The following is a 12,095-nucleotide window of genomic DNA, read 5'->3' as shown; positions in this document are numbered from 1 at the left end:
GCTACCAACTACGCAGGTCCAAGAGAAGGCTTTTGCTTGGAAGTCCTACAAAATATTTCAGGCGCTGGCCGCAGCAGCCGGTAATGTGAATCCCATGAGTGCACCCATTGACCTGCAAGCCACGTTCATTCCTAACGACGGCGAATTCTTCCGCGTTAAGCTCGCCCTGGAAATCGCGATCGACGAGGTGGTGAACGAGCCCGGTTGCATCCGTTACGAACTCACCGAAGCCAACGAGGACAAGCTGGTCCTGACCGAGCAGTGGGCCTCCGAAGAACACCTCGACATGCACTCCAAGGGCATCGCCGTCCAAGACCTCAACGAATCCCTCAGCGCGTTGCTCGCTGAGCCGGTCAAGCTCGAGCGCCTCTAGGAGTTTTCGGCGCGCTGCTTCGCGATATGCGCGTGGACCTCGGTCATGTCCAATCCCTTCACAGCCTCGATGACCTGCTCCAGTTGGGGGCCGTTCAGTGCGCCCGGCTGGGAGAACACGAGGACCTTCTCGCGGAAGGCCATGAGCGTGGGGATGGAGGAGATACCGGCCTCGGCGGCGAGCTGCTGCTCGGCCTCGGTGTCCACTTTAGCGAAGAAGACATCGTCGTGCTTCTCGGAAGCGGCCTGGTAGGTGGGGGCAAACTGCCTGCACGGGCCGCACCACGCAGCCCAGAAATCCACCAGGACAATGTCATTGCCCTCAATGGTCGTTGCGAACTGCTCGCCGGTGATGTCAACAGTAGCCATGCATCCACGGTACGCGACGACGCGATCGAAGTCGCCCTTGTTCGCTACCCGGCAAACCGGGAATAAAGCACGACGGCGGGCGGCCGGCTTGGGGACGCCGGGTACCTTCGCCTAGTGCCAGAGGTGCGGTGCGGCCCGGCGTGCACCGGGAAGCGCATTGTTCTCCCGCCATTCGTGGATCCATTCAGGAAGCTCAAGGTCCGCGGGAGGCTCCCCGAACTCGGCCAGGATTTCCTCCTGGCTCACGGGCATGCCCTTCTCGACAAGCCGCGTGGCAATGTGCGCACGGGCGTAGATCTCGCCGTCGACCACCATGCGCTGTTCGAAGTAGATCGCTTTAGAGTCGAGTCCGATGATCTTTGACTCGATAGTGTACCGCTGCCAAAGCTGCAACGACTTCCGGAACGCGATGGTCTCCCCCGCAGCTACGGGGCTCCAGCCCCGGCGGCGCATCTTCTGCCAGATCCCTGCGCGCACCATGAGGTCGAAGCGTCCAAGATCCATCAGCGAGAAATACATGCCGTTGTTGACGTGCATGGCGATGTCGATGTCCGTGGGCATCACGCGCATGGGCAACGACGACGTACCCCAAACGCCGAGCCGGCTCCGCCTGGACGAGGTGAACAAGATCAAAAGGGTTCGGAGAAGCAAATGCATAATCGCAATGTTACTTCGCAGTAATATTGCGCGGAAGCTTTGTTTTGTGTGTCGCTGGATAGCTTGGCGTTTACCGCAGGTTCACGTACCGCGGGCAAAATGTCTGGAAACAAAATGAAGAAGGTATCAAGGAGATTCAGTGAGCATCACCGCTACTAACAGGCCGTACGCAGGCGCGTGGCCTGAACTACCCCTTCACCAGGAGCTGGTCTTGCAGGACGCCCGCGGCAACAGGATCGTGGGCACCCTGGACGGCATGACCGAGGACCGCAGCACGCTTTGGATCCAGCTGTCCGGCGGACTGGGACGGCAATTGGTCCACCACCTGGATGGCTACTGGCTGGAGCCGGGCAGCGCCAGCTAATCCAACTCGGACACGCAAAATCCCTGATGACACCCGGATATGGGTGTCAAGCGTCCATCTGCGCGTCGCAGACCATTTTCCCAACAAAAAATCCCCGGAACCATGTGTGGTTCCGGGGATTTAATTTTGTGGCAGATGAGGGATTCGAACCCCCGTAGGCGTTGCCAGCTGATTTACAGTCAGCCCCCTTTGGCCGCTCGGGTAATCTGCCGAACTTCAAAAGAAGTCACTCCCGATCATCGTTTCGTTTCCGATCCGGTAAGCGCGAGCAAGACAACCTTACAGAACTTCCGCCGAAGAATCGAATCGAGCCCCCGAAGCCTCAAAATCAGCGCTGAGACTACCCGAGGATTCGACCAGCCAGCTTCGCCTCGAAACTGGCGGCCTGCTCGAGCGTGATTTGGTTGAGCTGCACAGCCCGCAACAAGTCCGCGTGGACGCCATCCAGCCGGGACGCCGCGTCCGGGACCGGGCTCAGGACCACAGAGGCTGCCAGCGCGGCGGCCGCAACCGCGCTTGCGGCGGTGACGGCTGACTTGGTGACGTATCGGACGGCCTGGTGGCTCATGGCACTCCCCTTCAGGATGAACGTTTGCAACTGGTACAACTCTGAACGGGCCGCCTCGGTTCCGGCCATGTATGTGCTGTGAGCGAACTGTGAACACACGGCACACGCCGGGCGCTTCCGTACTAGGCTGGATGGCAGACAAAACCGCCCGTTTCCGGGCCAACCCACCGGGCCAACCCACCAATCAGAAGGAGAGTCATGGCAGGCGAATCCACGTTCGACGTCGTCAGCAAGGTAGACAAGCAGGAAGTCGCCAACGCGCTGCACCAGTCCCAGAAGGAAATTGCCCAGCGCTACGATTTCAAGGGCGTTGGGGCGGAGATCGACTTTAGCGGCGAGAAGATCCTGATGAAGGCCAACTCCGAGGACCGCATCCTCGCTGTCCTGGACGTGTTCCAGTCCAAGCTCATCAAGCGCGGAATCTCCCTGAAGTCCCTCGACCAGGGCGAGCCCTATCCCTCCGGCAAAGAGTTCCGGCTGGAATGCTCCATCAAGGAGGGCATTGCCCAGGACATCGCGAAGAAGATCAACAAGATCATCCGCGACGAGGCCCCGAAGTCCGTCAAGTCGCAGATCCAGGGCGACGAACTCCGCGTCACTTCGAAGTCCCGCGATGACCTGCAGGAAACCATGAACATCCTGAAGAAGTTCGAAGAGGCCGATCTCCAGTTCGTGAACTTCCGCAGCTAAGGCTTTGCTGCGGCCCAGGCCGCGATCCTGAAGTGCGACGACGGCGCGTTGCCCCCTGAGCGGGCAACGCGCCGTCGTCGTTAATAGGGTTAGGCGCGTCACGCCGGGCAACTTTTTGGGGTCGAGATCCGGCGAAGACCCCGGGATTCCGCAACTGCACCGATCCGCGGAGGTCAAAAGACTGCCGCGCGTGACAACCACCCCCGTGGGCCGGAGTCGGCATCGCCGTCGCAGTGTCCATCGCTTTCGGCGCACTGCTCACCTTCGGCCCTCGGGGACTGACCTTCGCTGCGCAAGAGGCGATCGGAGGGGGACTCTCGATCGCCGCCGTCGCACTCGTCACCTGGATGGTCTTCTGGATGGCGCGCATTGCCCGCAGCCTCGGCAGCGAGCTCAGATCCCAGGTGGACAAGATGGCCGACGGCGCCGCGTGGGGCCTCGTTGTCGTGGCAGCGCTCGCTGTAGGCCGCGAAGGACTTGAGACGACGCTATTCCTCGGGGCCGCGGCGCAGGCAGCCGGCCAGTCAACGCAGCCGCCGATCGGCGCGTTGCTGGGCTTGGCCGCTGCCGCCGGGATCGGATACCTCCTCCACCGCGGAGTCCGCAAGGTCAGCCTCTCGCGGTTCTTCACCTGGACCGGCGTCGGACTCATCGTGATCGCCGGCGGCGTGCTTGCCTATGGCATCCACGACCTCCAGGAAGCCGGGATCCTGCCCGGGCTCCACAGCCTCGCGTTCGACGACTCCGCCGCCATCCCGCCGTCGTCCTGGTACGGCACCCTGCTGAAGGGCACCCTCAACCTGTCTCCGGCCACCACATGGCTCGAAGCAGGAGCCTGGCTGCTGTACGTGGTGCCGGTGCTCATCTTATACATCCGTGCCAACAGTTCCGCGCCGGGAACGCCCTCCGGTGCCGGCAAGGACAGCGCCCGCACTTCCCAGGCCGCCGAAGCCGCGGAATCCTTCGGCGATCTTGATCCTAAACTCGACGCCCGCGAAGCAGACCTCGAGCCCGGCAAGGAATGGACCGGTTGGCACCGCGCGGAGAAGGACCCGTTCCGGCCCACTGGCTACACGGCACTGACCTCGGCCGAACGTGCCCCCACGGTGGCACTCTCCGCGGACAAACTCGGCAATGGCGCCAAGGAACTCCTCGACGAAGTTGCCCGGGGCAAGGTTACCGGCGAGGAAGAAGTCTGGTCCCATACGGACCTCTGGGACTTCCAGGCCAACGTCGACGGCGCCCGGATCGTCTACGAAAACCTCAAGCCCGCGCTCACGCAGAAGGACGCAGCCTTGGCCGCGAGCCTCGACGACAAGTTCACAGCCCTGCAAGCCGAACTGAAGAAGCACGCCAAGGGAGACGGCTTCGCCTACTACAACGAACTCAGCCCGGCCCAGATCCAGTCGCTTGCCACGCTGGCGGATGCCTTGGGAGAGCCGCTGTTCAAGCTCACCTCGGCAGTCTCGTGTTGTGAGCGCCACCGGAAGACACCGGCGAGGCCTTTGACCTCGCGCCGGGCATGCTGACGTTGACCTTCGGCTTCGGCTGGGGTCTCTTCAAAAGGGACGGCAAGCCGCATTTCGGACTTGTTGGACGCCGACCCGACGCTGACCGCCCTGCCGCATTTCCCCGGCGACGCCCTGGAAACCGCGCGTACCGGTGGCGACATCGTGGTCCAGGCGTGCGCCGACGATCCCCAGGTTGCCGTGCGCGCGATCCGCAACCTTGCCCGCATCGGCTTCGGCAAGGTGCGCGTCCGTTGGTCCCAGCTGGGGTTGGGGCGCACCTCTTCCACGTCACGGGTCCAGGCGACACCGCGCAACCTTTTCGGCTTCAAGGACGGCACGGCCAACCCGCTACCTGGTTGCCCGGCTGATCAGGATGCTCATCGAGATCCGGGACCGGACGTCGCTCCGGGAGCAGGAAGGGCTGATCGGGCGCACCAAGGGGACGGGAGTGCCGTTGTCCGGGGGGGGTGTCCCTATGTTTTTCGTCAAGCGGTCCGGGCCGGTTTGTCTTCGTAGAGGGTGCCGTGTTTGAGCATGGAGAAGATGACGTCGCAGCGTCGGCGGGCCAGGCAGATGACTGCGGCGTTGTGTTTCTTTCCCTGGGCCCGTTTCTTTTCGTAGTAGTCCTTGGACGCCGGGTGGTGGCAGCTGGCGATCCAGGCGGATCTGAAGAGCGCGTTCTTGAGCTGTTTGTTGCCGGAACGGGCGGGGAACTCCCCGCGGATCGAGGTGCCGGAACGCCGGGTGACGGGTGCGATGCCGGCATACGCGGCCAGGTGGCCTGCGGAGGTGAAGGTGCTGGCGTCGCCGATGCTCAGGAGTATGGTCGCGGCGGTCTTGATGCCGACTCCCGGCATGGACATCAAGACCGTGGAAAGAGGGAAGTCATCCAGGAGCTTTTCCACTTCGGCGGCAACGATGGCCCGCTGCTCTTTGAGTTCCTTGATCTGGGCTGCGACGCGTGGAATCACGAGTTCGACGGCGTCGGTGCCGATCACGGTGACGGTCTGCTCGTCCAGGGCTGTGAAGACTGCGTCGATGAGCTTGGCGGGGTCTTTCCGGCTGTGGTTCCTGGCCCAGCGCAGCACGTTTCCACGCCCGGCGGCCCGGAGCCCGGTCGGCCCGGCGTATTTGATGAACAGCTCCAGCACCAGGGTCCTGGTCAGGACGGTGCCCGGGAAGACTCGCTCCAGGGCGGGGAAGATCTGCAGCAGCAAGGACCGCAGCCGGTTGATCGCCCGTGTGCATTCGTGGGTCAGGTCAGCGTCGAAACCGGAGAGTACCTTCAACGCGGCCAGCACTTCGCTGTCCCGGTCCACGGACCGCAGGGTGTGGGGCATAGAGCGTGCCGTGTCCGCGATGATGAAGGCGTCCCGGGCATCGGTTTTGGACTTGCCCGGGTACAGGTCCGCGGCCTTGCGCATGGCCAATCCGGGCAGGTAGGCCACCGTGGCTCCGCAGTCCCGAGCCACGGCTATCGGCAGTGCGCCGATGGTGTTGGGCTGGTCAACGATAACCAGCACTCTGCCGTGTTGCTGCAGGCCTGTGAACAACTCACGGAGCCGGGCCTCGTCCTGGGGCAGGGCTTGTCGAAAATCCGCTCGCCCGAGCGGTCCAGGGCGGTCGCGTGATGTTCGGATTTCCCGACATCCAGCCCGCAGAAAACAGCGATTTCCTCGTCCATACGCGCCCCTTCGCGTCCTCTGGCCGCAGTCACGACACCCGATGCTGGCACCCACGTTACAAAGAGACCTCGCCCCTCCCAAAGGGGCTGGCCCTGTCCCTATCAGCAGTCAACGCGTGTCTCCGGAACCGGCGACAACACCCCCCGGATCATCAGTGACAGGGCAAGAAAGTCATACCGGGTCCAGCGACCAAATCCCCGGCTCTCGGGGACCCAATAAATGTAACGGGAATTCACCGCGCCGGACTTTGGTCTGAAGGGCCGCGACGGCGAACCGCTGATCGCCCTGGATTCCCACGTCCGCTTGGCCCACGCCAACCAGAACAACGGAGTGAAAATGCTCCGCCGCGGATACAACTACACCGACGGCTCGGACGGACTTGGCCACCTCGACGCCGGCCTGTTCTTCATCGCCTTCGTCACGGACCCGCGGACACACTATGTACCGATGCAGATGGCCATGGCCAAGAGCGACAAAATGGCCTTGGAGTACCTCAAGCACACCGGTTCCGGCCTGTTCGCGGTTCCCCGGGGATTAAGGCGGGCGGCTTCATTGGTGAGGGCTTGTTCGCGTGAAGCCGCCCGTCGTCGAACGCGGCGTTGCCCCGGCAATTCGGTGACATACGGGACCGCTAGCTAGGAAAGCGGGCGTCCTGCCATCCGTTCGAGCCGTTCAATGCGCTCCCGCATCGGCGGGTGGGTGGCGAACAGCTTGGTCATGGCGCCGCCGCGGAACGGGTTGGCAATCATGAGGTGCGAAGTGTTCACGAGGCGCTGGTCTTGGGGCAGCGGCACTTGATTCACGCCCGTTTCGATCCTGCGGAGGGCTGAGGCGAGCGCCAGTGGGTCGCCGGTGAGCTCGGCGCCGTCCTGGTCGGCGTCGAACTCCCTGGTGCGGGAAATGGCGAGCTGGATCAGCGAGGCGGCAAGCGGCGCCAAGAGCGCCATGGCGATCATGGCGATCGGATTGGCGTTCCGCCGGTCCCCGCCGCCGAAGAACAGCAGCATCTGTCCCACCGAGGTGATGACGCCGGCGACGGCGGCCGCGATGGACGAGGTGAGGATGTCGCGATTGTAGACATGCATGAGTTCATGGCCGAGGACGCCGCGGAGTTCGCGGGCGTCGAGCAAGTTCAGGATGCCTTCAGTGCAGCACACGGCGGCGTTCTTTGGATTGCGTCCCGTGGCGAAGGCATTTGGGTTCATGGTCGGGGAAAGGTAGATCCGCGGCATTGGCTGCTTTGCCCGTGCGGAGAGTTCCCGCACGATCTGGTACAGCTGGGGGGCCTGTGCTTCCGAGACCGGGTAGGCGGCCATGGAGCGGATGGCGATTTTGTCGCTGTTCCAGTATCCGTAGGCCGTGGTGGCGACGCCGATCAGGGCCATGATCCAGATAGGCCCCGCGCTGCGGGTGCTCGCGGCGATCAGGGCGCCGAGTCCCAGCAGCACTGCCCAGAGCACACCGAAGAGCGCTGTGGTCTTCAGGCCATTGTGATGATTATGCACTTCACTACTTTCTTGGAGTTCGCTCGCTGTTGTTTTGCATCGCATGCTGGTTCTGTTCCGATTAACGCCGACGGCGGCCCGGACGTTCCAGCCCCGTCCGGCATGCACACCCCCGGCCCAACTGACTCGCATTTGTGGTCGTTATGAGCCCTTTTAACGACAACAACTGCGAGTTAGTTGGGGACGCGAAGCGGAGGTCGGCTACGGAACCGGGTGAGCGGAATCGTACTCGAGGAATCCGCGCTGCCAACGGGCCACGAGCCACGCCAGCACCGCGCATAGCACGCCGCCCACGAGCAGCACCCAACCTTCGCTCAGTACTTTCGTGACTCCACCGGCGAGCATGTCCCCTACTCGCGGACCACCGGCAACCACCACGATGAACACGCCTTGCAGCCGCCCCCGCATGTGGTCCGGAGTAGCCGATTGCAGGATGGTGGTGCGGAAGACCGCGCTGATGGAGTCCGAGATTCCAGCGAAGGCACAGCATAGGGCAGCCGGGATGATCCAAGGGGTCACACCACCGCGTCCCGAATCGCCGGCCAGCACCACCACCAAGCCGAAAGCGGCGATGGAGAATCCCCATCCTGCCACGGACCACACCACGGCGCGGCCTTGGCTCCGCACCCTTCCCAGGGGTCCGGAGAAAAGGCCCGCCAGGAAAGCGCCGACGGCCACCGAGGCAAGCAAGACGCCCACGGTGGTGTCGCCGCCGCCGATCAAGGTGGCGCCGATCGCGGGCATCAAGGCTCGCGGCTGGGCGCAGATCATCGCGATGAGGTCGATGATGAAGGTCATGCGGAGGTTGGGCCGCGTGCCGAGGAAACGGAAGCCTTCGACGACGGAGCGCAGGCCGGGTGCCGACGCGTTCTCGGCTGCGGGAAGGGACGGGAGCCTCATAAGGCTCCACAGCGCGAAAGCGAAGCTGATGGCATCGATCGTGTAGGTCCAGCCAAAGCCGCTCGAGGCAACCAGCACCCCCGCAAGCAATGGACCCGCTGTCATGGAAAGGCCCATATTCAGCATGCTCAAGGCGTTGGCCGCCGGAAGCAGCTCCTTCCGGACCAGCAGGGGAACAATGGCGCTGCGTGCCGGCCCGTTGATGCCCTGCGCGCCGCTCTGGATGGCGACGAGCACGAAAAGGATCCAGACATTGTTCAGTTGGAACCATGCTTGGAACGCCAGCGCCACGCTGCAGGCCCACAAGACGAGGGAAGAGGCGATCGCGACTTTCCGCCGGTCATAGGCATCGGAAATCGCGCCACCGAACAGGCCCGCAATCACCAGCGGAACCAAGGCAAAAATGCTGAGCAGGCCAACATAGACGCTCTGTTGAGTGATGCTGTAGACCTCAAGGCTCACGGCGACGAGCGTCAACTGGGATCCGACCATGGACACCGAAGACCCTAGCCATAAGCGGCGGAAGGCAGGGCTTTCGCGGAGCGGGGTCATGTCAGCCAGGAGTTTTGCCACCGTCCAACCCTACCCACCAGGCCGCCCGCCCCTCGGGGACTCCGGCATGTGGCAAGCTTCGGGTATCCGAGGTTAGCCTCGCCTTATTGTGAAGTACTCATAATAAGTGCTTCAATGAGGGCATGGCAGATCGTTCGGCAGACCAGGAAGCGTGGGCTTCCGCCCTGCATTCCCACGGACGCCGCGTGACCAAGCAGCGTCTTGCAGTGCTCGCTGCCGTCCAGCACAACCCGCATTCACCTGCCGAAGGCATCCTGGCTGCCGCACGCAAGGATCTTCCCGAACTGACAGCGCAGTCTGTTTATGTGGTGCTGAGCGACCTCACCGACTTACAAATGCTGCGACGCTTCGAACCGCCCCATTCGCCGGCACTGTACGAGACTAGGGTGGGGGATAACCACCACCACGCCGTCTGCAGCAGTTGCGGCCGTGTGGAGGATGTTGACTGCGCCGTAGGCCATGCGCCTTGTCTCACCCCGCACTGGGATGAGCACTCCAAACCTATGACCATCCAGATCGCAGACGTCCTGTACCAAGGCATCTGCCAGGACTGCCGGGCCAAACAACAACTTCCTACTCAAACGCAAGTAACCCACGAAATAGGAGAACGATGACCGCGAACATCTCTGCGCCCCTTTCGACCACCCAGTCGGGAGCGCCTGTTACATCCGACGCGCATTCCCAGTCCGTTGGTGCCGACGGTGCCATCATCCTGACCGACCACTACCTGGTGGAAAAGCTCGCCCAGTTCAACCGCGAGCGGGTCCCGGAGCGTGTAGTCCACGCCAAGGGTGGCGGCGCTTTCGGTACCTTCAAGACGTCCTCGGACGTTTCCAAGTACACCAAGGCAGCCCTGTTCCAGCCCGGCGTCGAAACGGACATGCTCATCCGTTTCTCCTCCGTGGCAGGCGAGGCAGGCTCCCCGGACACGTGGCGTGACCCCCGCGGCTTCGCCGTCAAGTTCTACACTTCCGAGGGCAACTACGACCTCGTGGGTAACAACACTCCGGTGTTCTTCATCCGCGATGGCATCAAGTTCCCGGACTTCATCCACTCGCAGAAGCGCCTCCCGGGTACCCACTTGCGCGACGCCGACATGCAGTGGGACTTCTGGACCCTCTCCCCCGAGTCCGCACACCAGGTCACCTGGCTCATGGGCGACCGCGGCCTGCCGGCATCCTGGCGTGAAATGCAGGGCTACGGTTCGCACACCTACCAGTGGATCAACGCCGAGGGCGAGCGCTTCTGGGTCAAGTACCACTTCAAGTCCAACCAGGGCGTCAAGAGCCTGACCGGCGACCAGGCCGAAGAGCTGGCCGGCTCGGATGCCGACTTCTACATCCGCGACCTCCAGGAGAACATTGCCGACGGCAACTTCCCGTCCTGGGAACTCAACGTCCAGGTCATGCCCTACGAGGACGCCAAGACGTACCGCTTCAACCCGTTCGACCTCACCAAGGTGTGGCCGCACTCGGACTACCCGCTGATCCACGTGGGTACCATGGAGCTCAACAAGAACCCGGAGAACTACTTCGCGCAGATCGAGCAGGCCACCTTCGCGCCGTCGAACTTCGTTCCGGGTATTGCCGCTTCGCCGGACAAGATGCTGCAGGCCCGTATCTTCTCCTACGCCGATGCGCACCGCTACCGCGTGGGCACCAACCACGCCCAGATCCCGGTGAACCAGCCGAAGAACCAGGTCAACAACTACAGCCAGGACGGCGCGGGACGCTACTTGTTCAACGCCCCTTCGGTTCCGGTCTACGCGCCGAACTCCCTGGGCGGCCCCGCTGCCGTTGAGCCGCAGAACCCGGCCGGCGGCTGGGAGAACGACGGCGAACTGACGATCTCCGCCCACTCCCTGCACGCAGAGGACGGCGACTTCGTCCAGGCCGGCGCGCTGTACCGCGAGGTCTACAACGACGGCGCCAAGGCCCGCCTGCTGGAGACCATCACGGGCGCCGTGGGCGGCGTCAAGAGCCCCGGCATCAAGGAACGCGCCATCCAGTACTGGACCAACGTCGATGCTGAACTCGGTGCCAAGCTGCGCGCCAACCTCGGCGCAGGCGAAGGCGAATCGGCTGCAGAAGCAGCCAACAAGCTGTAACAACATCCACAAAAGAGGCAACCCCGCTACGGATTCTCCGCGGCGGGGTTGCCTCTTTTAAGAACTATCCACATACGGGATTCCGGCTATGGCCACGGCTGCCGAGGCATCCATAGGATCCCTTTATGAGCACATTTACCGGGATCCCTGCCCCCGCCATCGCTTTCTATGCCGAGCTTGAAGAGAACAACAACCGCGAATGGTGGCTGGCACACAAGGACATCTACGACTCCGCAGTAAAAGAACCACTGACATTCTTACTGGAGGAGCTTGCACCGAGGTTCGGACCGGGGAAGATCTTCCGCCCCAATAGGGATATTCGGTTTTCCCAAGACAAGTCTCCCTATAAGACGGCACAGGGAGCGTTCGCTGCCGACAAGGAAGGCGTGGGCTTCTACCTGCAGCTCAGCGCGGACGGTCTGCTGCTCGGCGGCGGATGCCACTCGCGTACCCCGGAGCAGATTGCCCGGTTCCGCGCTGCCGCGGATTCGCCGGCCAGCGGGGAAGAACTCCAGAAGATCGTCGATGCCATCACCGCGGCAGGCTTCGCGGTGGAAGGCGAGAGGCTCAAGACCGTACCGCGTGGTTTCGTCAAAGACCATCCGCGCGCCGAGCTCTTGAAGCACAAGTCTTTGTCTGCCGGGGTGAGCTTGGGTGAACCCGAATGGATGTCTCAGCCCTCGGCCAAGGAAGAAATCGCCAAGCGTTGGGAGGTACTGCGCCCGCTTGTGGAGTGGGTCAACGAAAACGCGGCGGCGTAGACCACGGAGCAGCGGCCGAAGCTAGAGAAGACG

At 63.0% G+C, this 12,095-nt stretch carries 13 protein-coding genes, 1 tRNA gene and 2 pseudogenes; 9 read left to right on the top strand and 7 right to left on the bottom strand.

The window, feature by feature from the left end:
* The first annotated feature begins 94 nt into the window (after positions 1-94).
* Entirely contained in the window at positions 95-373 is a 279-nt protein-coding gene (locus tag ABD884_RS02880) for a putative quinol monooxygenase (protein WP_028265181.1), read from the top strand.
* Here ABD884_RS02880 and ABD884_RS02875 read toward each other — a convergent pair.
* Positions 370-741 carry a thioredoxin family protein gene (locus ABD884_RS02875; protein WP_028265182.1) on the bottom strand — a complete coding sequence of 124 codons (372 nt, stop codon included), beginning with the start codon at positions 739-741 and terminating at the stop codon, positions 370-372. The genes ABD884_RS02880 and ABD884_RS02875 overlap by 4 nt on opposite strands.
* A 111-nt stretch (positions 742-852) precedes the next feature.
* On the bottom strand, positions 853-1,398 hold the full coding sequence (locus ABD884_RS02870) for an acyl-CoA thioesterase (RefSeq protein ID WP_345035791.1): 546 nt from the start codon (positions 1,396-1,398) through the stop codon (positions 853-855).
* 139 nt (positions 1,399-1,537) lie between these two features.
* On the opposite strand from ABD884_RS02870, the gene ABD884_RS02865 reads away from it, so the two are divergent.
* Positions 1,538-1,762: a hypothetical protein gene (locus ABD884_RS02865; protein ID WP_345035786.1), complete on the top strand. Its 225-nt coding sequence runs from the start codon at positions 1,538-1,540 to the stop codon at positions 1,760-1,762.
* A gap of 129 nt (positions 1,763-1,891) precedes the next feature.
* Here the strand turns inward: ABD884_RS02865 and ABD884_RS02860 are convergent.
* Positions 1,892-1,973 (bottom strand) — tRNA-Tyr (locus ABD884_RS02860).
* Between the two features lie 129 nt (positions 1,974-2,102).
* Entirely contained in the window at positions 2,103-2,330 is a 228-nt protein-coding gene (locus ABD884_RS02855; protein WP_345054466.1) for a hypothetical protein, read from the bottom strand.
* Positions 2,331-2,528: 198 nt separating this feature from the next.
* On the opposite strand from ABD884_RS02855, the gene ABD884_RS02850 reads away from it, so the two are divergent.
* From ABD884_RS02850 to ABD884_RS02835, 3 genes and pseudogenes are all read left to right on the top strand, one after another.
* Positions 2,529-3,020, top strand: a complete 492-nt coding sequence (locus tag ABD884_RS02850; protein ID WP_059387254.1) for a YajQ family cyclic di-GMP-binding protein — start codon at positions 2,529-2,531, stop codon at positions 3,018-3,020.
* Positions 3,021-3,253: 233 nt separating this feature from the next.
* On the top strand, positions 3,254-4,549 hold the full coding sequence (efeU, locus tag ABD884_RS26145) for an iron uptake transporter permease EfeU (protein ID WP_376954923.1): 1,296 nt from the start codon (positions 3,254-3,256) through the stop codon (positions 4,547-4,549).
* Positions 4,498-4,997 (top strand): annotated as a pseudogene (locus tag ABD884_RS02835) (Dyp-type peroxidase domain-containing protein); the annotation flags it as partial. The gene efeU and the pseudogene ABD884_RS02835, both read left to right, overlap by 52 nt.
* Before the next feature lie 19 nt (positions 4,998-5,016).
* Here ABD884_RS02835 and ABD884_RS02830 read toward each other — a convergent pair.
* Positions 5,017-6,215, bottom strand: a pseudogene (locus ABD884_RS02830) (IS110 family RNA-guided transposase).
* Positions 6,216-6,519: 304 nt separating this feature from the next.
* On the opposite strand from ABD884_RS02830, the gene ABD884_RS02825 reads away from it, so the two are divergent.
* Complete coding sequence (locus ABD884_RS02825; RefSeq protein ID WP_425548249.1) at positions 6,520-6,855, top strand: hypothetical protein; 336 nt, start codon at positions 6,520-6,522, stop codon at positions 6,853-6,855.
* Here the strand turns inward: ABD884_RS02825 and htpX are convergent.
* Both htpX and ABD884_RS02815 read right to left on the bottom strand, forming a co-directional pair.
* The gene (gene htpX / locus ABD884_RS02820) at positions 6,852-7,721 is read right to left on the bottom strand and encodes a zinc metalloprotease HtpX (protein WP_345054462.1); all 870 of its coding nucleotides are present in this window, start codon (positions 7,719-7,721) and stop codon (positions 6,852-6,854) included. The two genes, ABD884_RS02825 and htpX, sit on opposite strands and share 4 nt — an antisense overlap.
* Positions 7,722-7,922: 201 nt before the next feature.
* Entirely contained in the window at positions 7,923-9,194 is a 1,272-nt protein-coding gene (locus ABD884_RS02815; RefSeq protein ID WP_345035781.1) for an MFS transporter, read from the bottom strand.
* A gap of 122 nt (positions 9,195-9,316) precedes the next feature.
* Here ABD884_RS02815 and ABD884_RS02810 point away from each other — a divergent pair, with 122 nt between their 5' ends.
* From ABD884_RS02810 to ABD884_RS02800, 3 genes are all read left to right on the top strand, one after another.
* Positions 9,317-9,808: a Fur family transcriptional regulator gene (locus tag ABD884_RS02810; protein WP_345035778.1), complete on the top strand. Its 492-nt coding sequence runs from the start codon at positions 9,317-9,319 to the stop codon at positions 9,806-9,808.
* On the top strand, positions 9,805-11,301 hold the full coding sequence (locus ABD884_RS02805) for a catalase (RefSeq protein ID WP_345035774.1): 1,497 nt from the start codon (positions 9,805-9,807) through the stop codon (positions 11,299-11,301). Before ABD884_RS02810 ends, ABD884_RS02805 begins: the two co-directional genes overlap by 4 nt.
* A 125-nt stretch (positions 11,302-11,426) precedes the next feature.
* Positions 11,427-12,062 (top strand): DUF2461 domain-containing protein, encoded by a 636-nt coding sequence (locus tag ABD884_RS02800; protein WP_345035768.1) that lies wholly within the window; start codon positions 11,427-11,429, stop codon positions 12,060-12,062.
* The last annotated feature ends 33 nt before the right edge of the window (positions 12,063-12,095 follow it).

The sequence above is a fragment of the Arthrobacter methylotrophus genome (assembly GCF_039539965.1).
Taxonomy (GTDB): domain Bacteria; phylum Actinomycetota; class Actinomycetes; order Actinomycetales; family Micrococcaceae; genus Arthrobacter; species Arthrobacter methylotrophus.
This window is presented reverse-complemented; position numbering and strand designations above follow the sequence as displayed.